20 protein-coding genes and 1 pseudogene are annotated in these 23,184 nt (G+C 42.0%); 7 read left to right on the forward strand and 14 right to left on the reverse strand.

All coding sequences use genetic code 11. The features are described 5' to 3' along the window. Nucleotides 1–71: 71 nt before the first annotated feature. The 3 genes from FCL46_RS06610 to FCL46_RS06620 all read left to right on the forward strand — a co-directional run bounded on the left by FCL46_RS06610 (nucleotide 72) and on the right by FCL46_RS06620 (nucleotide 2,405). A complete protein-coding gene (locus FCL46_RS06610; protein ID WP_136805577.1) occupies nucleotides 72–755 on the forward strand; it encodes a methylenetetrahydrofolate reductase C-terminal domain-containing protein in 684 nt (227 codons plus the stop codon). A 72-nt stretch (nucleotides 756–827) separates the two neighbouring features. After that, nucleotides 828–1,772 (forward strand): methylenetetrahydrofolate reductase, encoded by a 945-nt coding sequence (locus FCL46_RS06615; protein ID WP_136805578.1) that lies wholly within the window; start codon nucleotides 828–830, stop codon nucleotides 1,770–1,772. A 201-nt stretch (nucleotides 1,773–1,973) separates the two neighbouring features. Then, nucleotides 1,974–2,405 (forward strand): hypothetical protein, encoded by a 432-nt coding sequence (locus FCL46_RS06620; protein ID WP_136805579.1) that lies wholly within the window; start codon nucleotides 1,974–1,976, stop codon nucleotides 2,403–2,405. A 345-nt stretch (nucleotides 2,406–2,750) separates the two neighbouring features. Here FCL46_RS06620 and FCL46_RS06625 read toward each other — a convergent pair whose 3' ends face one another. The 5 genes from FCL46_RS06625 to FCL46_RS06645 form a co-directional block, all read right to left on the reverse strand. After that, nucleotides 2,751–3,197, reverse strand: a complete 447-nt coding sequence (locus tag FCL46_RS06625; RefSeq protein WP_136805580.1) for a hypothetical protein — start codon at nucleotides 3,195–3,197, stop codon at nucleotides 2,751–2,753. A 124-nt stretch (nucleotides 3,198–3,321) separates the two neighbouring features. Then, nucleotides 3,322–3,678: a hypothetical protein gene (locus FCL46_RS06630; RefSeq protein ID WP_136805581.1), complete on the reverse strand. Its 357-nt coding sequence runs from the start codon at nucleotides 3,676–3,678 to the stop codon at nucleotides 3,322–3,324. A 99-nt stretch (nucleotides 3,679–3,777) separates the two neighbouring features. After that, nucleotides 3,778–4,428 (reverse strand): hypothetical protein, encoded by a 651-nt coding sequence (locus tag FCL46_RS06635; protein WP_136805582.1) that lies wholly within the window; start codon nucleotides 4,426–4,428, stop codon nucleotides 3,778–3,780. A 100-nt stretch (nucleotides 4,429–4,528) separates the two neighbouring features. Further along, complete coding sequence (locus FCL46_RS06640; protein WP_136805583.1) at nucleotides 4,529–4,786, reverse strand: hypothetical protein; 258 nt, start codon at nucleotides 4,784–4,786, stop codon at nucleotides 4,529–4,531. A gap of 630 nt (nucleotides 4,787–5,416) precedes the next feature. Beyond that, nucleotides 5,417–6,061: a hypothetical protein gene (locus FCL46_RS06645; protein WP_136805584.1), complete on the reverse strand. Its 645-nt coding sequence runs from the start codon at nucleotides 6,059–6,061 to the stop codon at nucleotides 5,417–5,419. Nucleotides 6,062–6,680: 619 nt separating this feature from the next. Here FCL46_RS06645 and FCL46_RS28160 point away from each other — a divergent pair. The 3 genes and pseudogenes from FCL46_RS28160 to FCL46_RS06655 all read left to right on the forward strand — a co-directional run bounded on the left by FCL46_RS28160 (nucleotide 6,681) and on the right by FCL46_RS06655 (nucleotide 8,340). Beyond that, nucleotides 6,681–7,031 (forward strand): reverse transcriptase family protein, encoded by a 351-nt coding sequence (locus FCL46_RS28160; protein ID WP_228723344.1) that lies wholly within the window; start codon nucleotides 6,681–6,683, stop codon nucleotides 7,029–7,031. Beyond that, a complete protein-coding gene (locus FCL46_RS06650; RefSeq protein ID WP_267313714.1) occupies nucleotides 7,000–7,350 on the forward strand; it encodes a reverse transcriptase domain-containing protein in 351 nt (116 codons plus the stop codon). The genes FCL46_RS28160 and FCL46_RS06650 overlap by 32 nt, the downstream gene beginning before the upstream one ends. A gap of 60 nt (nucleotides 7,351–7,410) precedes the next feature. Continuing rightward, nucleotides 7,411–8,340: pseudogene (locus FCL46_RS06655) on the forward strand (methylenetetrahydrofolate reductase). A gap of 63 nt (nucleotides 8,341–8,403) precedes the next feature. Here FCL46_RS06655 and speB read toward each other — a convergent pair. The 6 genes from speB to FCL46_RS06685 all read right to left on the reverse strand — a co-directional run bounded on the left by speB (nucleotide 8,404) and on the right by FCL46_RS06685 (nucleotide 14,829). After that, a complete protein-coding gene (gene speB, locus FCL46_RS06660; RefSeq protein ID WP_136805585.1) occupies nucleotides 8,404–9,378 on the reverse strand; it encodes an agmatinase in 975 nt (324 codons plus the stop codon). A gap of 9 nt (nucleotides 9,379–9,387) precedes the next feature. After that, nucleotides 9,388–10,977, reverse strand: coding sequence for a TRAP transporter large permease (locus FCL46_RS06665; RefSeq protein ID WP_217909575.1), 1,590 nt, complete (start codon nucleotides 10,975–10,977; stop codon nucleotides 9,388–9,390). A 152-nt stretch (nucleotides 10,978–11,129) separates the two neighbouring features. Beyond that, nucleotides 11,130–11,654, reverse strand: coding sequence for a TRAP transporter small permease subunit (locus tag FCL46_RS06670; protein ID WP_136805586.1), 525 nt, complete (start codon nucleotides 11,652–11,654; stop codon nucleotides 11,130–11,132). 71 nt (nucleotides 11,655–11,725) lie between these two features. Continuing rightward, entirely contained in the window at nucleotides 11,726–12,724 is a 999-nt protein-coding gene (gene dctP / locus FCL46_RS06675; protein ID WP_167505755.1) for a TRAP transporter substrate-binding protein DctP, read from the reverse strand. Between the two features lie 44 nt (nucleotides 12,725–12,768). Continuing rightward, on the reverse strand, nucleotides 12,769–13,473 hold the full coding sequence (locus FCL46_RS06680; RefSeq protein ID WP_136805588.1) for a GntR family transcriptional regulator: 705 nt from the start codon (nucleotides 13,471–13,473) through the stop codon (nucleotides 12,769–12,771). Nucleotides 13,474–14,415: 942 nt separating this feature from the next. Next, nucleotides 14,416–14,829 (reverse strand): hypothetical protein, encoded by a 414-nt coding sequence (locus tag FCL46_RS06685; protein WP_136805589.1) that lies wholly within the window; start codon nucleotides 14,827–14,829, stop codon nucleotides 14,416–14,418. Nucleotides 14,830–14,960: 131 nt separating this feature from the next. Between FCL46_RS06685 and FCL46_RS06690 the strand changes: the two genes are divergently transcribed. Next, complete coding sequence (locus FCL46_RS06690; protein WP_136805590.1) at nucleotides 14,961–15,155, forward strand: hypothetical protein; 195 nt, start codon at nucleotides 14,961–14,963, stop codon at nucleotides 15,153–15,155. Nucleotides 15,156–15,276: 121 nt separating this feature from the next. On the opposite strand, the gene FCL46_RS06695 is transcribed toward FCL46_RS06690, so the two are convergent. The 3 genes from FCL46_RS06695 to FCL46_RS06705 all read right to left on the reverse strand — a co-directional run bounded on the left by FCL46_RS06695 (nucleotide 15,277) and on the right by FCL46_RS06705 (nucleotide 22,947). Beyond that, nucleotides 15,277–16,107 carry a CvfB family protein gene (locus FCL46_RS06695; protein ID WP_136805591.1) on the reverse strand — a complete coding sequence of 277 codons (831 nt, stop codon included), beginning with the start codon at nucleotides 16,105–16,107 and terminating at the stop codon, nucleotides 15,277–15,279. A 333-nt stretch (nucleotides 16,108–16,440) separates the two neighbouring features. Then, a complete protein-coding gene (locus tag FCL46_RS06700) occupies nucleotides 16,441–17,364 on the reverse strand; it encodes an alpha/beta hydrolase (RefSeq protein ID WP_136805592.1) in 924 nt (307 codons plus the stop codon). A gap of 477 nt (nucleotides 17,365–17,841) precedes the next feature. After that, the gene (locus tag FCL46_RS06705) at nucleotides 17,842–22,947 is read right to left on the reverse strand and encodes a diguanylate cyclase domain-containing protein (RefSeq protein WP_136805593.1); all 5,106 of its coding nucleotides are present in this window, start codon (nucleotides 22,945–22,947) and stop codon (nucleotides 17,842–17,844) included. Nucleotides 22,948–23,184: the final 237 nt, after the last annotated feature.

Below are 23,184 nucleotides of genomic sequence, written 5' to 3' on the forward strand. Positions count from 1 at the left end.
ATTTAAATCATTGAATCAATCGGACCGGAAGGGAAGTTCAACACAATCCGGTCCGTATTGGAGGATATACTATGATAGTTGCAAATAGAAAGCCCTTTGCCGAGATCAAGGAGATGCTCCAGGGGTATACCAAGGTCCTGAACATCGGCTGCGGAACCTGCGTCTCCGTTTGCCTGACAGGCGGGGAAAAGGAAGTGGCCATCCTCAATACCGAACTTGAGATGGCACGACGCTTAGACGAGGAGCCCATCGATATTTACGCGCACACAGTCGAGAGACAATGTGACCGCGAATACCTGGCCGAACTCGATACCATCATCGAAGAAGGGAAATACGATGCGCTGCTGTCAATGGCTTGTGGTGTAGGTATTCAATTTCTCGCAGAACGATATCCAAAGATACCCACATTTCCGGCAGTCGACACCAGCGGTCTTGCGGTAAATCAGGCCGTGGGCTGGTATGAAGAGCGTTGCCGTTCGTGTAGCCAATGTGTTCTCGGCTTTACTGGCGGTATATGTCCGATAACCTTGTGCGCAAAAGGGTTGTTGAATGGCCCCTGTGGAGGAACGAACAAAGGGAACTGTGAGATTAGTAATGATCAGCCGTGTGCCTGGTTCAGGATCTATGATCGTCTCAAAGGCCAGGACAGGTTGGATGCCATCAAGAGTATAAACGTCACCCGCGGCTGGAAGGATCAGGCCCCGAGAGACCTGGTTCAACCCGGATACAAAAAACCGGAAAAAATGGCAAAGTAATGGGGTTGAATGACCCAATCTTTTTTCCTCTAAATAGAGCCTGAACGAAAATATCGAATCAGAGGATGATATATGAGCACAGAAACGAACAATAATTGCCAAAGTAACCTGGAAAAAGTCCTGAAAGGGGGACATTTTGCCTTCACTGGTGAGCTGGGCCCCCCAAGAGGAACAGATGCCGCTGAAGTGAAGGAGAAGGCAAAATTTCTGAAAGGGAATGTCGATTCCGTTAACATCACTGACAACCAGACCGCAGTAGTGAGAATGTCCAGCTGGGCGGCATCGCTATTGATACTTGAGGAAGGGCTTGAGCCCAACTATCAAATGGTGTGCAGGGACAGGAACCGTCTGGCTATGCAGGCGGATATTCTTGGCGGGGCAGCCATGGGTATCAAAAATATGCTGTGTCTGTCTGGTGATCATCAGCAGTTCGGTGATCATCCGGATGCCAAGGGTGTTTTTGATATTGATTCGATTCAGCTGATCGCAATGGTCAAACAGATGCGTGATGATGGATTGTTTTTAAGCGGTGGTGAAATCGAGCATCCGCCGAAGATGTTTATTGGCGCGGCCAGTAATCCATTTGCAGAACCGTATGAGTGGCGCGTCAACAGATTGGCCAAGAAGATCGAAGCCGGTGCCGACTTTATCCAGACACAATGTATCTACAACATGGATAGATTCCGTGAATTTATTCACGTGGCTAATGAAGAAGGCCTCACCGATCAAATTTATATCCTGGCAGGTGTCACACCGATGAAGAGTATCGGTATGGCGAGGTATATGAAAACCAAGGTGCCGGGAATGGATGTGCCCGATGAAATCATCGATCGCCTAAAAGGGGTCGACAAGAAAAAGGTCGCCGATGAGGGCATCAAGATTGCCTGTGAGCAGATTGAAGAGTTCAAGGAGTTGAAGGGGGTCCACGGTGTGCATATGATGGCGATTGAATGGGAGCATAAAGTGCCTGAGATTGCTGAGCAGGCAAAGGTGTTGCCTCGACCTGTTTTCGATTAGGCTGAGAATAACATACGTGTTTTACATACAAAACCCGGTTCGTTTAGAACCGGGTTTTGTGGTTTGAGGGTTCAGGATATAGGCTTTAGCAAAAAAAGAAGATTCATATTAGTCTGGATATTTGGAAGAGGGCAGAGTATTCAATCAGAATTACAATTACCTATGTTTTTTTACACACGAAATAGAATTTGAGAAGAGTCAATGCCCAAAGATTATGCCTGTTCAGAGTGCGAACTTACAATCTCTATCGGATCGTATCACGGTTATGACGGAGAATATATTACCGCAATGTATTGCCGCCACTGTGGAGCTCAATATTATTTGCAACAATCTACATCACAGTTTTATGCAGGTAATGAGCAAACAGAGGAGGAAATAGCTCTATATACAGTTCGGGGCCCAGCTTGTATTCAGGATATTGTTGTTAGTGAGCATGAACCAACGCCAAGCCTGATCTGTGATAATTGTAGGGTGGAGGGGCAGTTTGGGTCAGCGGGACCAATTACTGATAGGCCACCAGAAGGTTTTGGAGATGACTACGATCCATTCAGCGGAAGTGATTCCATGCCAGTTGGGATCTGTCCGGGATGCAGGAGTAGAACAATGAAATTTCAGGATGAGTGGACGACGTAAACGGTACTACCTAGTCATCTAATTTCTCGAACCAATCCTGAAATAATGAGTAAGGCAATTGGGATGGACCATATCTACCACCACAAATATCGATGAGCAAAAAGCGGGAGGGGGAGGGCTATGCGCTCAACGTCATGCAAAATGGCGGTAAGGACTTATCAACAATTGAAATATATCAGAGAATATCTATTACAAAGCCAAAATTAGATATGGAACATTGCTCCAAAATTACCAAAAGATACATTTACCCTTCTCAGTAAAAGATCCATAATCCTAGATAATTACCACCAAAACTCAGCCTTAGGTAGAGAGGTCGCTTTCACAATTTTTCCTTATTCATTATGTCTATTTTTTAATGATTAAATTTTTGATCCCATTATTTTCAAATTCATCATGATATTTATCAGAGAATTCCTCTGTTTTGGTCATTCGTTCAATAGGTTTCATTTCAACAACTGCATCATAGCCTTTTTCTTCAATCAAATCGCGTTGGGATAATCTACTAGTTAATTCATCCCAAAAGAATTCCTCTTCATATTCTTTTATAAATTCGTTAGATATTGCTTCATCATCATCCATATGAGTCAAATAATATGTATTCGAATTCTTATCTGACTCAACGACATCATCGCAACCAAAGTCTCTTGCGTATGATAATATTTTCTGTTGTAATTCATTATACGGTTTACACTTAGCTTCCACTTCATTACGATGTGCATTCATTACCCAATCAGAAATAGACAGTATATCTAGAAGGTTTCTATATTCTTTTTTTGTTAAATGTATTTTCATCTATACTCTCATTGTAATTTTTGATGATGCAACCCATAACTCCCGCAGTGAGTTTGGCGGTGAGTTTCAGTTAGTCCGTTTTGATGGTTCTGTTGTTTAATATTTTAATTCGATTTGTAAAATATCATTTAACACATTTAACATCTACCATTTTTAGAAACCAATTGTCTGCATGTTTTTTGCTGATTTTGATTTTGTCTTTTCCTTTGAATTCTGTGATTGTTTTATCGTAATCTATTAGGCTTTTATCTATTACACATTTCGCTGCTGGATCTTTCGTGTTTTCTAGTGTGACTGTCAAATTCAGACTTGGACATGCTTCACCATTAGATACACTACCCCAGACTTTCACTTTCTTTTTACCTATTTGTTCCCACTTCACTTCTACATCATAACCATCAAGGTGTATATTTTTTGCTAAAGCATTACCTGAAAAAAAGAAACCAATTATAATAGTCAATAAAATAAGCTTAATTTTCATAGTTATCCTATATTTTGAATTTTGAAGGAAAAAAGAATAATGTGATGTTGAGGGACGAACTTCAGCTAGTCCAATCCGAAAGTTTGGTTGTAGAAAATGTTAATTAAATTCTTCATAGTTATTTTCTAGTTCGATTCTACCTTGTTTTTCAAATTCAGCGAAATTTTTGAGAATTTGGTTTTCTGGTTCCTGTTGTAATGCTTTTTGCAAATCTAGCGTGTTTCCTGGGCCTGGGTACTTAGAGTAGAGGTCATAAAAATCATTTTCATTATCTAATGTTTTCAAATATTCTCTGAAATCGTTCAATAACTCAGGATTGACATTTGGATGCATTAATATGCCGACATGAGTGTTGTTTTCAGGTTTGTAATGAATGGAAACTTTAATTATGGTGTTTTTGTCAGAGTTTAACCACCCCTTATGATAAATTGCAGGAGGTTGATTCCAGTTGCCATCTGCAATGAATTCACTATTAGAGATGTCGTATTTATAGAAAGTATTTCGCATATTCTCTTGGAAACTGAAACTCGATAATTTCTGATTGTAGTACTTAAATATTTTATCGGGTGAAAAGCTGCCATTCAATTCATAATTGACCTTCTTAGCCATGATGTAAGAATCATTACTCAATATGACATTACGTCCTGAAGGATATATTGGCATATCAAAGTTTTCATAATATGCAATTTCGTTGTCATTTGAACATGACTGTAAAATCAAAAGACATATGATGATAAGAGCATTTTTCATTGTTTTATTGTATGGCTTTGTGGTAACCAGCTGGAACGATTTTTACGGTTCCACGTTTATTGGCTAGTTATGTTAATTGTATATTGTTGTATTTAAAGCTCTATTGTTCGTCTTTGTCTTTCAGTGCAACATCTACTTTTATTGTCATAGATAAAAATCTATATCCCAAATAAAGACCTGTAATTATTAGTACTGCCAGAGGATATTTCTTAATAAACGGTTCAAGTATTGGGCCAACCAAGACTTCTGTGTATTTAAACCCATAATATGAATCAATTACTCTAAATATTAATATACCTATTGATGGTATAATTATAATTGTGGTAAGGAGGGTTGATTTAATGTTCTTTTTATTCATTGTCAAAACATAACATCGAACTAAGTGGTGAGTTGAATTTGAAACTGTTGTTTTTAGTTGATATCGAAATATATTGAACCCCCTCTTTTCAATAACTCACCGACCTCAGTAAATCACCTGGAGTGACTGGGTATGTAATATTTAATTGCTTTTAGTATTTTATTACCAAAACTACTCGTAGTAAACTATTGATGCGAAAATCAACAACAAATATAGTACCAAAATGAACCTTGATGGATGGGGAAAATTAAGTGGATAACGAGCTGGAAAGATAAAGGGACTCCTGATCCTCTTGAACCTAAATACAACCCAATCATAAAAAATACACATAAAACTAGCCCAACTATATCCATTGCTGTTGAATGTGGATCAATTGGTTATAATAATCCTGATATTTTTGCAAAAAATTAAATAAATATCAACCATCGACTTGTTGCATATTTGGTGTTGTTATTCATGGATTAGTTTCTGGAAAAATATAACATGAAGCTAGAAGGCTGCTGGCACTTTTGAACTCTCAAAGGATTTTAGAATTTTTATTAACCACGTAAGTTTTAAGAAATGATTCGCCGTCTGACAGCAGTCCTTGTTGAACATTTTGTTATCTATAATTTGTTTTTGATTTACTGCTTACCTATTGTTGAACTCAACACCAGATTCGGATATTATTTCTAAAGTTACATTATCTTTTGGAATAATTCTCTTAACACTGCCACTAATTTCTGAACTTGTGGCTTTAATAGAACTTTGAAGTGGGTTATGGCTCATAATTTTTTGGTGATAATTATGAACTCCAGAAATTGTGTCATTGAAACAAAGTAATACCTCAATAAAATTGTCGTGTTCTTCAATTTTTAAAATCGGATCAATTCTAGTGTTAACTTCATTAGTGGCTGCTAAGTTATGTGTGTAAAACATTGCCTTTTGGAAATTTGTGAAATAGGATTTTTCCTTGTAATTTAAGTGAGTAAGCTTGTACTCCAAGTTTTCGATCTCCTTCTTTAATTTTACCTCTTCTTCACTGACCACACGATCTCGTCTGATTACCTCACCTACAACCTTTCTCAACTTTTGCTTTAAATCATGAAGTCTCAGTTTTTCGGCCTTCTTAACTTCCCTCAGATTCTCCAATATAATTTTTTCATTCTTTTCGAACTGTTTTTTTGCACTTGCAATTTCTTCCTTTTGAACAGCTATAATCACTGCACCTTTTCCATATCTTAAATGGTAAAAATCATACTCTAACAATGATTCGAAATTGAATGTTTTAGTCATGTCTGCTTACTGTTTTTGTGTTTTTTATTGATAACGATTTAATAACCGGACCGCGCTGTTTGCGAGTCCGCGTTTATGGTTTTGTGTGCGCCCGGCATGGGCGTGAACTAATGGGGTTAAAGTCCCCTGTGTGTGATCCTGTGTTAAGTTAAAGGCTTAACACGAAACACTAACCGAAGGCAAGAGCATTACCGCGAGGTGGTGTTTGGAGGAAGCCTAAGTGTAACGATGTGGGTCGACGGACAGAAATGTCATATAAGGCCGAGTCTCTGGGTAAGACAGCATATGAATGCCCGGTAGTTAGGGTGCAACATGTTTAAGCCCTAGGATCAGGAGATACGGTAAATGACACGATCGGAGTCTCCCTTTGGTCGCTTACCTGCTCATCAGAAGTTCACGCAATTACACCCCTCAAGGGGGTACTGAAAAGAGCCCGGGAAGGCCTGTCTCTCTCGCGTCTGGAAACAGGAGCGCGGTCGGTGGTAACATCGGCTGTGATGAGGCAGGAGTCAGCAGCGGCCATAGTAGATGTAGGACGACACCAAACGTGGATAGGTGTCTGGAAACGAGCTCGGTGAATAGAAAAGCCGGGAAGACTCACCCCACTGAAGGGCCAAACATGAAGAACAAAGGAAAAGTCCTCGTAAGCTATATTGTTGCACCGATCCCGACCGGGAGAGCAGCATCTATGCGCGTTACGGGAAAACAGCCTTTACATCCCATTTCACTTGAGCGTATCGTTTCATCCGAAAATATTTCTCAGGCATGGCAAAAGGTAAAGTCGAATCAAGGTGCCTCTGGCGTAGACCGAGTAACCATTGAAGACTTCCCTTACCATTACCGAGAATGTTGGCGGGAGATACGCACCACTATTCTAGCAGGTAGATATACTCCCCAACCGGTACTGCGCGTCGAGATCGAAAAAGGACGATGGAAGTATGCGTCCGCTTGGTATCCCGACTGTGCTTGACCGGGTCATACAACAGGTAATAACTCAGGTTATAGGGCCGTGGTTCGATTATGAGTTCTCGGAATCGAGCTTCGGATTCAGGCCAGGTAGATCAGCGCATGATGCGATTCGGAGTGTCCAGTCATATATTCGTGAAGACCGTTGCTATGCAGTAGATGCAGACCTATCGAAGTTTTTCGATCGGGTGGATCATGATCTGCTCATGGCGCGAGTATCTAGACGAATAGAAGATAAGCGGGTACTCCAACTCATTGGTAAGTATTTACGGGCAGGCGTGGTTCAGCCCGGACACCAAAAAACGGAAAAAATGGCAAAGTAATTGGTTTGAATGACCCAATCTTTTTTCCTCTAACTACTATATCGAACCAGAGGATGACATATGAGCACAGAAACGAACAATAATTGCCATAGTAACCTGGAAAAAGTCCTGAAAGGGGGGGGCATTTTGCCTTCACTGGTGAGCTGGGCCCCCCCAAGAGGAACAGATCCCGCAGAAGTGAAGGAGAAGGCAAAATTTCTGAAAGGGAATGTCGATTCCGTTAACATCACTGACAACCAGACCGCAGTAGTGAGAATGTCCAGCTGGGCGGCATCGCTATTGATACTTGAGGAAGGGCTTGAGCCCAACTATCAAATGGTGTGCAGGGACAGAAACCGTCTGGCTATGCAGGTGGATATTCTTGGCGGGGCAGCCATGGGTATCAAAAATATGCTGTGTCTGTCTGGTGATCATCCGGATGCCAAGGGTGTTTTTGATATTGATTCGATTCAGCTGATCGCAATGGTCAAGCAGATGCGTGATGATGGATTGTTTTTAAGTGGCGGCGAAATCGAGCATCCATTAAAGATGTTTATTGGCACGGCCAGCAATCCATTTGCAGAACCGTATGAGTGGCGCGTTAACGGATTGGCGAAGAAGATCGAAGCTGGTGCCGACTTTATCCAGACACAATGTATCTACAACATGGATAGATTCCGTGAATTTATTCACGTGGCGAATGAAGAAGGCCTCACCGACCAAATCTATATTCTGTCAGGTGACACGCCGATGAAGAGTATTGGTATGGCGAGGTATATGAAAACCAAGGTGCCTGGAATGGATGTGCCTGATGAAATTATCGATCGCCTAAAAGGGGGCGACAAGAAAAAGGTCGCCGATGAGGGCATCAAGATTGGCTGTGAGCAGATTGAAGAGTTCAGGGAGCTGGAGGGCGTCCACGGTGTGTATATGATGGCGATTGAGTGGGAGCATAAAGTACCTGAGATTGCTGAGCAGGTAAAGGTGTTGCCTCGAACTGTTTTTGATTAGGCTGGGAATAACATACGTGTTTTACATACAAAACCCGGTTTGTTTAGAACCGGGTTTTGTGGTTTATGATTCAGACTGTGACTCGACTCCTTTGGCTACTAAAGCTAAAAACAGGTGAATCAGTGATGCACCAGCCAGGGCTGTAATACCGGCGTTGTCTTGAGCTGGCATGACTTCAACCAAATCCATTCCTTTTAAATCCATGCCCAGACATGAACGCACCATTAACTGCAATGCCTGGTGCGTTGTGAAGCCTCCTATTTCGGGTGTGCCTGTGCCTGGTGCATAAGCTGCATCAAGAAAATCTACATCAAAACTCACATAAACCGGCTGCCCTTTAATACGCTTCCTGATGGCTTTCACTGATTCATCTATACCTTTTTCGTGGAGCTGAGGGCCCGTAATAATTTCTAACCCTTTGTTTTTTGGGTAGTCAAGTGCATCTTTGCTATAAAGTGGACCCCGAATACCAACTTGAATTGAGTGTTCTGGATCAATCAGCCCTTCTTCAATGGCCCAATAAAAGGGAGTACCATGGTTATATTTCTGTCCAAAGTAACCTGGAATAGTGTCGCTGTGAGCATCAAAATGTAAAAGGGAAACAGGTGTTCCTAAGGCCTTGGTCAGCCCTCGTAGAAGAGGGAGGCTTATGGAGTGGTCTCCCCCCATGCATACGGGAATTACACCAGCCCTGCATATGTCTTCCATGTTGGCTTCTATTCTCTGGAAACTGTCTTCTATGTAGCCTGGTACAGTATTTATATCTCCATAATCGAGAACTGAAATATTTTCAAAAATGTTAACATCAGTTAGGGGGCAATAGGGCTTAAGGATTGAAGATTCATCTCGGATCGCAGCAGGCCCGAATCTCGCCCCGGGGCGAAAAGAAACACCGGTGTCAAAAGGGACACCAAATACTGCAACATCTGCATCTTCAAGCTCTTGACCATGGGGTAATCGCATATAGGTTCTAACTCCGCTGAATCGCGGAGATTGTAGGGAGTCAACGGGTTGATATACGATTTTCTTAACTGGCATTGCAACTCCTTATTGCATAAGGGATTTAATTTGTTGATGAGAATCAAGAAAATGTTGACTCTGCTGTAAAAATTCGTTCATTGCTGGAAACTGTATTAACCAATCGTTCTCAAGTAGCATTGTAACGAATTCAGGACTGCTGATCAGGAATTTCTGAAAATCCGAATTGTTAAAAAGAATACTTGTAACTTGGGTGTTGCTTAAAATATTGGTCATGTTTCCAGCATCAAAGAGCATTTGCGGGTTATTGATCAACACCTTATAAAGACTGGGGTAATGAATGAGTACATCCAGTTTACTCAAGAGAAGGTCTGGATGGATCATCATTTGAAAATAGTCAAACAGCAGACTTGGTAACCATAGTGCTATTTCAGGAAACGCCAGGAGTAAACCAAGTGCAATAGCCTGAAGGGCTAAGAAAGGAACAATAGATCGATAAATATCACTGAGTGTAACCTCTTTCGGGGCGACCGCTTTCATGTAAAAAAGATTAAGGCCGTAAGGTGGTGTAATATAGGCCATTTGCATATTCATAACATACAAAACAGCAAACCAGACTGGATCAAGTCCCAATGTCTTAATAATTGGAACGTAGATTGGCATGCAAAGAAAAAGAATAGCAATGTCATCTAAAAACATTCCGAGGAAGAAAAAACTTAGCTGCATCATGACAACGACAACCCATGGGTTGACGTTCATGCTGGTTAAGGATTCTCGTATCATATTCGATGCGCCCAATCCGCTATAGACTGAACTGAATACTATCGCTCCTAAAATAATGTAGGCATTGAATCCTGACAGGCTTAAGGTTCTCATTAAGCTTTCTTTGAAATTTTCAAAGGTAAGGGTTCTGCGAATGGCAGCACTGATAATTGCTCCGGCAGCACCAAGCGCTGCTGCTTCAGTAGGGGAGGTAATTCCTGTAAATATGCAGCCCAATACACCAAAAATAATAATAGAGGGAAGGATGAGATATTTGAGGGCAACGACCTTTTCCTTTATCGATCCTCGTTCTTCTGGGGGAAGTGCAGGAGCCAGCTCCGGATGAGCATATGCTTTAATTCCGATATAAATCATGTACATTGAGGCAAGCATAAGTCCAGGGACAAGCCCTGCAGCGAAGAGCCGACCGACTGATTCCTGCGCTACAAAGGCATACATGATCATCATAATGCTTGGAGGTATGAGAAAACCTAGTGCTCCACCAGCCTGGACAATACCCGTTGCGATTTTTTTATCGTAATTTCGAGATAACATTGCCGGGACGGCAATAATTCCCATAGAAAGAGTGGCCGCACTACTGACGCCAATCATAGCTGCCATAATAGCACAAATGAGGATTGTGCCCATTCCAAGGCCACCCCGCAGGCCACCTGCCCATAGATAAACAGCATCAAAAAGATCTTTTGCAATTCCGGAACAATGAAGGATGAATCCCATAAAAATGAATAATGGAATACATATTAATGTCTTGCCGGATTCCAATGTGAAGTCCTTAAACTGGAATAGCAGCATGTTTATCAGGTTGGGTTCAAAAATCAATGCAGTAACGATGGCAACAGTAGAAAGACAAAAAGCAATAGGTAGACCTGTGCTCATGAGAAGTAGCATGCTGCAAAACATGAAGATTGAAACCCCTACTGTGTTTGTAGGGTCAAACATGTCCGCCAAATACAATCCACCAACAATACAAAGGTAGAGGCAATATAAAATCGATAATATTTTTAAAGAGGTGTTAGATGTTATATTACTCACAGCAAGGCCTCATTGTGTATGGCAAACCATAATTTTTTAATAAATTCAGCCATACCTTGAAGAAAGAGAAGCAGAAGCCCGATGACGAGGCTTGCACGCCACTGATAAAGAGGTTGGGCCAGTGTTGAGTTGGATGTTTCTTTGAATGATATGGAATTCAGAGCGTCTGATGTAACAAGGTAAAGTAACAGCAATAGGGAAAGTGCAAAAAAAATAAATGTGATCGAATCGATTGTGGCTTTAGCCCGCGGAGACCACTTACTATAAAAAATATCCATACTTACATGTTCTCCACGTAATAGAGTATAGGCTCCTGCCCAGATCATGTAGAGACCAAATGACATTTTGCTGAACTCGAAAGCCCAAATAGTAGGGTTGTTGAAAAAATGCCTGGATATTGCTTCGTAAAGCATGGTGCCACCAAAAAACAGTAAGATAATGGCTGTTCCATAGGCAATGATTTGATTTGTTTTTGTTATCGCAATAACAAATAATGATAGAGCTTTTTTATAGTTTTGCATGAACTCGATGGAGGAAGTGCGGGGCGATTATACTACTATCCACCCCGCAGAAATCTTAGTGGACTTACTACTTACAAGCGACCTGAATCCTTAGCTGCTTTTTCAATTATTTTAACAGCTTTGTAATTCTCATCAGATTTTTTAGCTTCATCTTCCCATACAGAGAGTGCTGCTTTGGTCATTTCCTTCATGTCTTTCTTTGGAAAAGCAAAGCTGGTATTTTTGAACAATTCATTAATGGTTGCTTCATCCTGAGTGGTTATCCAGTTGTAATAGCCGGTTCTAAACTCGTCTGCGGCATTTTGTATAACGTCCTGCAGGTCTTTTGGGATAGAGTTCCAGAGTTCCATATTTATGACAAGATTGTCTACAATCGGATCTAACACTGGAGATGTGTTAAAAAAACGGGCGCCTTCGTAGTATTTTGTTGTTTTGTATTCAAAAGCAGAGCCGTATAAGACGCCATCGATCTGTCCTGTTGTCAGGGCTAGATAGATGTCTTCTGGAGGCATTGAAACAGTTTTTACTCCAAGTTTATTGAGCATTTTTGCAGAAGCACCCACTGCCCGAATTTTCATTTTGCGCATATCCTCCAGACTCTTGATAGGGCGCTTGCTGAGAAAGTGGTAAGGTGCAGCCCAGATTGGCCCCAGGTACTTAACTCCATGTTTACCATACTCACTTTCAATAATTGTCTTTAAGCCACCATCCATAAAGATTGACTCAGCCTCTGCCGGAGATGTCCACGATAATGGCATGCCGGATTCAATCGGTCCTATTGGAGTTTCTGTGAAGTGGTGCCCCATCCCGCGGCCCATTCCGATGGTTCCTGTTTTGACAGCACTCAATATCTGACTGGAAGGGACGAGTTCTCCTCCGGAATATGGAATAATTTGAATTTTTCCATTGCTTTCTTTTGCCACTTTTTCGGCAAATTGTTTTTCAGCATTCATCATGCCGGCGGGATAGTAACTTTGTAGTTTGATGTTGAAATCTGCTCCAAGTGTCAGTGCTGGAACGGTTAGGTGAGCTGCAAAAATAGCCACAAGTAAAATCCTAAATTTTTTCATTCGTTTCTCCTTTCTGTTTCGTAGTGGATTTGAGGCAGGGCGGACTATAGGTAGTAAACTTTCTGAATATATTCTTTGTTGTATTGAAAATTCCAATGGAGATCCTTGAGGCATGAAACCGCCTTGTGGATGTCTTTTTCCGATAGGGCATCAATGATCATTTGATGTTCTGCACATGCATTCAGATACCATTGCTTTGGGAATGTTTTTTGCGGGAAATCCCATAATCGATTCTTTATTGGACGTAAAATTCTTTCTGCAAAGACGTTGGGTGCCATCTCTATGAAAATTTGATGAAATTCATAATGGAGATTCCCATATGATGTCAGATCCATATCTTCGATACAGGATTTCATCTCTGCATTCAGCGCATTCATCCGTTTTATTCTCTCAGGGGAATATTTTTGACATCCTTTAGTTATAAGCGTGCTCTCTATAGTTCCTATTATTTCATAAAGATATTGAATGTCTTCTTCTTCCAGTTTGTTGACAGTCACTCGACTTCGGGGGTGAATAGTTACAATCCCTTCTGCATCAAGTCGTATGAGGGCATTGTTTAGCGGAGTTCTGCTTATATTCAGTTCTTTGCAGATTTTTTTTTGGTCTATTGTTGAACCTGGAAAAAGCTCACCCTTTCTCAGCATGCTGCTGAGCTTTTCATAAACTTGGTCTTTGAGTGAGTGCCCTTTGTCGAGAGATGGGTATTCTCGTTTTTCTAAGCTACTGCTTTCAGATGTTTTTTCTGACATATTTGGTCCTTTTACGAATTGGCATGCTTGTTTGATTTACAAGAATGAAACACAAACTGAAATTTCAGTCAATATTTAAGTTAAAGTTCAATAAATAAAAAAGTATTACAAATATGTGTGTCAAAAATGTGATAAACGAAATAGGGAATTGGATTGAATGAGTTTATGATCCCGAAAATACAGTTTATTTATGCTCGAGTTGGTAGGTAGGTAGATTAGCAGGTTGGCAGGTTGCTATTAGTCAGTGGAGACAATTATTCAGCCATCGTATGACATCGTGAGTAATTGCTAAATGACTAAGGAAAGATTGGGTGAGATCGTAGCGAGTCATAAGCTCTCTCTAAGGTCATAGGCTCCGGCATCTTTCTGTTTATTCGCGAATATATTTATATGGATAGGAGGTGGGGAAATACGGTGTGAAATTGATGAAATGACGAATTTGTAATAAGACGCGAAAAACTGCTTGCATCCAATAGCAATGCGATGTTGTTTCAATAAAAATTAGAATATTGTGAAATCTTCAATTTGAGACTGAGATTTGCCGACGAACGCTTGTCGTTCTCTGGTGTGGTCGGCTTTGTTTAACCAGGTGTTCATGAACCCTGATAGAGTTTGAATAAGCGTAAAAGTCAGCAAGTCTATTGGGCTACTGGAGAACTGTCATTTATTGCCCCTTATTCGTTTATAGAGTTGGCCAGTTCAACTCTATTAAACTACAATGAATCTGTGTCAAAAAAGTTGTTTTGGCGGGGCGACGCCAAAGTATACTTTAGCCGGATGAACCTGAATTAAACTGACGAAGTAGATTATCAATATTCTTCCTGTTCCAAGAAGCATCGGTTGACCTTGTTGCTGCGAATCTCTGAGAGAGCTGATGTTGATAAGAACGTAAAGAACTGGAAGTAAGCGGCAGAGAATAAACGAGATAGTTTCGAGCTGAGTTTATTCCACATAGTCATCAGTCGGAAAGGAAGAACCTCTTGATATCCAATTCTTTGCTTCATTCAAGTCTCTAAAAACACGTACTATTTCAGGGGAATCTTTCGATAGTGTTTCATATGTTTTAACTATTCCATATTGTAAATCATCAGGGCAATAAGCGGCTGTTTGAGTTTTTCGGATGTTATTAGCTTTATACCAGGATTTGGTGAATTGATTAAAATTGATCAAACCTTCTGGTGAAATGCTGGTAAAGTCAACTTCACTTAGGTCAGCTAGTTCCCACATCCCAGGAACCCAGTCATCACTTTCGAAAAAAGATTTATATCCTTCTATCATATCTGAATCATATATTTTCCCTGACCATTTTGAGAGAAAGTAATTTTCGCTTTTATGAGATTTGAATTCGATCGGCATTTGCACTCCATTGGATAATGGTCAAAATGAATTGTATTATATAGCTTACTTTATATTACAAATGGGAAGGGTGTTAGGCAAAGTCGTAGTTATCTGATGTAGTCAAAAAAATAGACACTTTTAGCACCCGCGTGGATGACACAGATGATGTTCAGCCGAAAATGGATGGTGTGTTTGTTGAGGGCGTCGCTGAGATCCTCGATTATGATCAAGAAGGTAGGCAGTTGTTTGTTACAAATGTTAAGGGAAAGGTATTTACTCTTAATGGAGTCTATGACCTTAGTAATATGAAATGTCAGGAAATATCAATTTCTCTTAGCATGTAGACAGCTTGCAGAGTGTAGCTGTGAGAAATTGTCTGGTGAATATTGCGGTTGCGTCAAAGTAACATCACCTCCCACAGTACAAACTGCAAGACCCGGCTATTTAAAACCGGGTCTTACTCTATCAATCCACCAATGTGATTCCATTATCTTCAATCACAATAAGCCTCTTTTTATAGAGGGCACCTATGGACTTTTTGAATATTTTTTTACTTACCCCGAACATTGCGTAGATCTCTTCAGGCGCGCTTTTATCAGTAACTCCAACCACTCCGCCTTTTTCCTTGATCAAGTTTAAAATGTTCTGAGAAATTTCATCAACCTGTTGATATCCGGTTTGCTGCAACTGCAGATCTATTTTTGAATCTTCCCGAAGCTTTTTTACATAGCCCTGCAGTTTCTGACCAATCTCAAGTTTCTGAAAAACTTCATTATTATAGATCATTCCAACATGAGCTCCGTTGACAACGGCACTATAACCCAAATCTGATCTACCATATATTAGAAGGTCAACAGCTTCACCGACTCTGTATTTTGGAGGTCGTTTATTAAGAAACTTTTCCAACTTTGATGATGCTGTAATACGATGAGTTTTTTCGCTCAGAAAAGCAAACACAACATACGGTTGTCCTACCCGCATGATATTGATTTGCTCGCTTTTTGGCACAAACAAATCGTCTTCAAGTCCCCAGCCCAGAAATGCTCCAACTTTTGAAGTTGACACAGCCGTCAATTTGGCGAATTCACCCATCAGCACATATGGCTTATGAATGGTTGCCATTACATTCTGTTCCCTGTCCACATAGACAAACACATCCAGAATGTCACCAATCTGATATTTTCGAGAAGTGGAACCCTTAAGAGGGATGTCGCCACTCTTACCTCCATCCAGATGCACTTCATGGCCATGAACGCTGTTTACCGGAAGCCTGTTTATTTTTCCTACCTGTACCATTGTTACCTCTGTACCTGCTGTTTAACGTTAAACTCATGTTGGCTACCAACCAACTCTCAACCAGGTTCTATTAGAAAATAAACGCAGGGATTTTTTCCGGTTGAAAAAAAGCTCGTCTTACTGTGTACCAATTGTGCCACTCTGCTACTGAGAGGATACTTCATATACTCTTTTTACTGTACATTTCCCAGTTTGACGAACATGTGTCTGTGAGAAAAAACATTTTTGAGTATATACGCCTCATTTTACAAAACCTCTGCACGTTCAGGTTATACAATATCCAGGGAAATTATTGTTCAAACCGAAAGGCTTCTGGCGTTTACTAATGGTGCTTCATTCTATGGCCTTATTCACGGCCACTTTTTGTTCAAAAGCAGCAATCTTTTGCATCATCTCACTGAATTTCGGATTGGCTGCTTCAGGCTTTGTTATTCCGCTGATACTATGTTTCAACACCAGGCTGGCATGGGCAATCTCATCTTTAGCAGGAAATCGTTCAAAGTGGGATTTGGTTGGTGTACAGACCTTGAAGAGATTTTCAATTCCTTCAATATTAGCAGTTGTGTCCGCCTCAGAGTGCGCTGCAAAAAGGTACTTGTTAAAAGGGTTTTTAGCACTGAATCCATGGATGATAGTGTCAGTTCGCTTTATAAGTCGGGCAAGCTCTTTTGCACCATCCATATCGACATGTGTATATCGGTATGGGTTGTCACCGATTAATTCCTTGTTGATATCAAAAACATCAGCAAGAAAGCTTCGCAGCAGCTTTTCCTTCATATCGCCAATCAAACCGATAGGTCCGCCAGCAAGATCCAGTGCCGCTGAAAAGAGATAGACTGCCCCGTTTATCCCGGGTCTGGTGTTGGCAATAGCAAAACTCAGGTTTCCTCCCGTAGAAAGACCACCAATGGATACCACATCACTATTCCGCTCTGCGCAATCCAGGGCATACGATACATTGAGTTCCCATTCCTCAAGTTCAACTCCCTCCATTCCATGTGGTTCCTTGAGTCCATGGAAGTGAAGTAAAGGCATATATACATTATAATTAAGTTCATTATGAAAATACTCGCCGATTGCAGACATGAAATACGGCGAGTCCGAGAGGCCATGAACCAGCACAATGGAATTTTTTGTAGAACCTCTATGCTCAAGAATTCGCGGATGGCAACCGGGTCGCACCTTGGCATCCGAAAAATAGGTAAATTTATCGTAATACTCTGTCCAGACATGTAGATTTCGCGATGCATCACTCATGGTATCTCCTCACTGGTAAGGGTTTGATGAATGGTATTGCACTAGAAGGTTGTCCGACAATGTACTTTCGAAGTCTACGCTATCTGCCCAAACTCTTCGGAATTTCCAAAAAATAATGCTGCAGGTAAGCGAAGACTCCGATATCAACTATATGGCTGTGCTTATTTTTTGAAAATATCTCGATTTTGACCAAAACCCCTATTGTCGGACAGCCTCCTGAGGATATTCCCTCCGGCGCGCAGGCAACGAGGCTTTAAGTAATCAAGCATAAAAGGGACAGCTCTATCTTTCTGACATCGTCTTATAAAAGTTTACAGGGAAAATATGGAAAAAGATATTTCTCAACTATATATCTGATTTCTACCGAAACCCAGTTGTAAACGTAAGGTGTCAGGAGTGGAGGGTGAAATGGTAACTACACTCCTGACACCTTACACCTCACAATGCGAGCTGAGGTTTAGTGGGAATCGGTATTGTTTAAGAGCTTGAAACTATGCAGTTTCTCCCTGAATTTTTAGCATCGTACAAAGCTTTATCGGCATCATTGAGAAGCTTTTCGCTCGTGTAATCTGGTTGAGGCACCTGTGAAGCGATGCCGATGCTGAGCGTTACATATTTACTAACCTTTGAATGGCTGTGTGGTATCTGAAGTGCAGAAATATTTCTCTGCAATGTTTCTGCGACGTGCCTGGCACCTGTATAATCTGAATGGGGTAATACTATAACGAATTCTTCACCACCGTAACGTGCCACAAGATCAGCAGGGCGCATTATAGATTGTGTCATTGCCCTGGCCACTTTTTTCAAGCAATCATCACCGGATAGATGCCCATATGTATCATTGAATTCTTTGAAGTAATCGAGATCGCATATAAGAAAGGCGATAGGGCTATTTTCACGGCGCATTCTCTGCCACTCAGCACGAAGATAGTCATCAAGGTATCGTCGATTCGCAATCTGGGTGAGCCCATCGAGTGAAACCTGATTATGGAGTTCCTTGTTGGCATCAACAAGAGCTGACTCGATGTGTTTTCTTTGCGTCACTTCTGCCTGCAAAGCAATATTTGCCCGGACCAGTTCGGTAGTACGTTCATCCACCTTTCTTTCAAGAGTAGTATACAGAGTTGCATTTTCGATAGAGATGGCTGCTTGAACAGAGAGCAGGGTCAGTGCCTCGATTCTGTCAGGGGTGAATGCGCCGGGGGTAAGGTTGTTCTCAAGGTAGAGTAGACCGTCAAGTTTTCCCTGGTTAAGGAGTGGTGCGCATAGAATCGATTTAGGCTGATGAGCTGTAATGTAGGCATCCCGCATAAATTCAATTTCATTGGCAGCATCGTTTAAAACAACACTTTTATGGGTTCGTATGACATAGTTGACTACTGATAATGCAAGAGTCGTGTGAGGTTCAAGTGTGGCTATTGGCGTTGTTCGCAGGGCAACGAATTCATGTTTGCCAAGTGTTCCTTCAGCCTTGATACTCAGTTCGTCATTATTCCCCAGTAGCAGATACCCTTTCTGAGCACCACCATTTTCCATCAGAATAGTCATCAGATTATTCAAAAGCTTCTCAAAGACAATCTCACCTGAAATGGCTTGCGAGGCTTTCATGACCGAGTTGAAGTCAAGTACCTGTGAGCTGCGGGTTAAGGCAATTGTTCTCGCTGACCGTATATCTTCAACAGATTGGGCTATATCAGGATATACCTCATCCAGCAGATTAACTTTTCTTTTCGCGCCCCAACGTGAGTAGAGATATCGTGCTTCAATGAGATAACCTCTGGCCGCACGTTTTCGATTTTTAGAGAGATAAAATTTACCGGCGAGTTCATTGGCAAGTGCCTCGTGGTGAAGGTATCCGTTTTTTCCTGCCTCATCTATTGCTTTGTCGTAGAGATCCATAGCCTCAAGATCGTTACCCTGGATTCGGGAGTATTCTGCTGACATGAGCAGGTAACGATGTTTGAAGTTGTCGGCGCAATGAGTCTGCCAGAGTCGCATTTGTTCAAGATCTGTGTGTATTGCCTGCAAATGTGATTTTTGATTGCTTGTTTGGGATGGCCAGTTGGCAGTAATAATGAGGGTATGAAAAAAGAAATGGTCCGGGTATATCATCAGGCCGGGTATATGAACCTTGTTCTCTTCTGCTATCATAATAGCTTCAAGCGCTAATGCGTTTTCTTCATAGAGAAAGAGCATGAACGCCTTGTACACATGATGCCAGAAGAGCCCGAGCCCAAAAGGCATGGATTTCATGAGAGCAACGTTTTCTTCCTCGATATATGATTCGCAGTCCAGCGAAGTACGGGTGCCGGTAAGGTCCATCAGATTTGTCAGCTTGGCTACCTGACATTTTTGCACCTGAATCAGAGGTTCAAACTCGGCTTCCAGAATGTATTCTGCGTATTTTTTAGATTCGAGCAGAACCTGGTCAAGCGGATCGCCCTTGACTAGTCGCGCTGTGCGAATGAAGGTTGCGGCCCATGCACCCCACCAAATTTCTCCGGACTGCAGGCAATAACGAAAGGACTGTTCATAGATCGGGATATTGGTACGTATATGATTTTTATAATGATTAACGAAATTGCAAAAGGTGTTGTGAACTTTAGGTGCAAGGAGTGGGTTAAGATATTTTTCTTTCAGGTTCATGGCCAGTTTGCCGAAAGCATAGGCCTTGTCATAGTCCTGCTGCATTGAGAGGATGAGGGCATAGAAAATATGGCCGACAGCAGTAATGGCAGATTGGCCATGCTCAATAGATAAGCGGATGAGAATAAGGGCAGGGAGCAGCACCTGCTCATGGCCGGACATGAACAGACAAACCCATAACTCGTGGATAATTCCGCTACAGATGATGATGTTTTCATCTTCCATCTCTCTGCCATCGAACAGCTTACTGATGCGTTGTTCATCACCGGCGTAGTGCGAGATGTATTCAAGGACCGATTCGGTCTCTCGTGCATAGTCTTCCGGGTTGTCCGGGATATCTATTGAAAATAGTCTAAGAGCCTCTTTGCCGAGTGTAATTCCCTGTGCGTAGTCGTAACCTATATGACAGATCCGGATCATCAATTCATAGAGCTTGCCCTTTTGCAATCGGTCAGAAGTACGGGGGAGTGTGTAGCGGAATAGTTCCCAGGCTTTTTCGGGATTGCCGCAGAGAAACTCGCATTCAATCCTCTCTCTGCAGAGATTGAACATCAATGCAGGATGACACTCCCATCCATGTTCTTTGAGTAGGTCGAACCCCTGGGTGAAACATAGAAGGGCAGCTTTGTAGGCTGTTGATGATTTAGCTTTCCGGCCAGCTTGCAGGTTGAGGCTGGCGAGAGCATCACGCTCTGTTTGTTCATCAATTCTGGCTATGCTGTAATTTAAGTGGGATACAATTTCAAAAAGATGATTGTCGAGTTTTTCTTCAGGAGTGTTGTTCAACAGCAGCCGGCCTGCCTGCAGGTGGGTTGCTTCCTTATCCGTATCTGAGAGTTGAGAATATGCGGCTTCCTGTACGCGGTCATGTGAAAAACAAAATTCCACTGAGCTCGGATCGCTTATATCAGAAGAAAAATCTGAAGAGTGAAAATGCCTGTATGCCTGGTGTAGCGGTACGATAAACTCTTCCTGAACCGCAGGCCATATTCTTGAGGCAACCTCGCCAGGGGGTTGATTACTGAGTATAGCCAGAGTTGCCAGATCAAACTGGTTACCCAGGCAACTGGCAAGCAAAAGTAACGCCTGGCTATTGGCAGGAAGGATATCGATTTTATCGACGAGTAGATCCGCTACATTATCACTGATGGCAATAGCGTGGATGCGTTCTAGGTTCCACTCCCATTTACCTGCAAGATGTGAGAATTTCAGCAGGTGTTTTTCGTAAAGGTTTGTCAATAATTGGGAGATAAAAAAGGGATTGCCACCTGTTTTCTGCTGGACAAGCTCTGCCAGTTGTTTGCCTCTGGTTGTATCAGCATTAAGGGTGTCAGAGACAAGTTGCAGTGTGTCATCATACTGTAAAGGCTCAAGGTGAAGGGTTGAAAGAGTAGTAGCAGGGTTTTTCAAATTTTCAATTTCTTCCAGAGTGAGCATCAATGGATGGGCGGATGACACTTCATTATTCCTGTATGCACCAATGAGTAACAGGTAGCGGCCATCCTGTTGGGTCATGACAGACTGTATCAGTCGCAGCGAAGCAGGGTCGGCCCATTGGAGATCATCGAGAAAAATTACAAGCGGATGCTGGGCGGAACAGAAGACCTTGACGAATTGTATGAAAACCCGATTGAATCGTTTACGGGCTTCATTACCTGAAAGCTGCAGAACAGGTTTGGTTTTTCCTGTTATCAATTCAAGTTCCGGGATAACCTCGATAATTATCCCGGCTTCATCGCCAAGGTTTAGCGTCAGCATTTTTTTCCAGTTTTGAACGTTTTGCTCACTCTCTGTCAGTAGTTGCTGAACAAGCTTTTGAAAAGCCTGAATAATTGGCAGATAGGGAACATCATGTTGAAACTGATCAAACTTACCCGAGATGAAGTATCCTCTGTTTTCGATGATGGGCTTATGTACTTCCTGCACCAGAGATGACTTCCCTACACCTGAATACCCGGCCACCAGCAGCATTTGAAGCGCGCCGTTGGCCACCTTGGAGAATGCTTTCATTAATGAGGCAATTTCCTGAGATCGACCGTATAACTTTTGCGGAATACTGAACTGATACGAGACGTCATCTTCACCTGGTTTAAAAGGTTCGATCTCTTCTTTCTTCGCCAGATTTTCAAGGCATTTTTGTAGATCTGCACGCAGGCCGATTGCGTTCTGGTATCGATCTTCAGCCATCTTCGCCAAGAGTTTCATGATAATGTCAGAAAGTGGACGGGGAATGGACGGGTCCACCTCATGGGGCGAGCGGGGGAGCCTCGCAATATGGCAGTGAACCAATTCCATCGGATCGCTGGTAGAAAACGGCAGGACGCCCGTTAGCATTTGGTAGAAAACAACTCCAAGTGAGTAGAGATCAGTACGATAATCAATCACCCGGTTCATTCTGCCTGTCTGTTCAGGTGACATATAGGCGAGTGTTCCTTCGAGCATGGCCGGGTTGAGTACAGCCTGTGTCTCACGGTGGAGTTCTGTTGAGATACCGAAATCGATGAGATGAATAGTGTTTGTCTCTTGGTTCCAGATAATATTAGTAGGGTTTATATCTTTATGTATGATAGTTGCACGATGAACCAGGTCGAGAGTATGGGCAATGGAAATGGCAAAAGGAAGAAACTCTGGCAGAGAGAATGTTTTTATCGTTGTGTTGAGAATGTCAGCTAATGATTGACCACCTATATCGGTAAAGACCAAAGCAATCCTGTTGCCGATTTCTTCTAAAGAGAGTGCCTGGGCAACACCATCTATCTGCAATCGGGATGTCATTGCATATTCGCGCCTGTAGCGGGCCAGTTCTTCAGGTGCTGGGTATTCCGAATTTACCACCTTGAGTACGACCGGTTTATCACCGTCTTTTTGTACTCCGCGATAAATTATTGTGTTATCGCTTTCGTAGATCTTTTTCGTCAACCGATAACCGGGGATCATTTTGGGGCTCCATGTAATTCTTACTCGTTTCCACCCCGAAAATTCAGCATTCCGGTCAAGATCGAGACGCGGTACAGATTATTAGTGCTTGAATAGTGTTGATATTCTGAGGATAAAAATTTGAGCCGCAACGCTGATATTGGCCAGAAGGAGAGTTTTCGGACGGGAGCTAACTCGGTGATCTGCTCAACCCGTACAAACTGTTTCCTCTGCGCTATAGTCTATCAAGTTTATCAT

The sequence above is a fragment of the Desulfosediminicola flagellatus genome (assembly GCF_005116655.2).
In the GTDB taxonomy this organism is placed as follows: domain Bacteria; phylum Desulfobacterota; class Desulfobulbia; order Desulfobulbales; family Desulfocapsaceae; genus Desulfopila; species Desulfopila flagellata.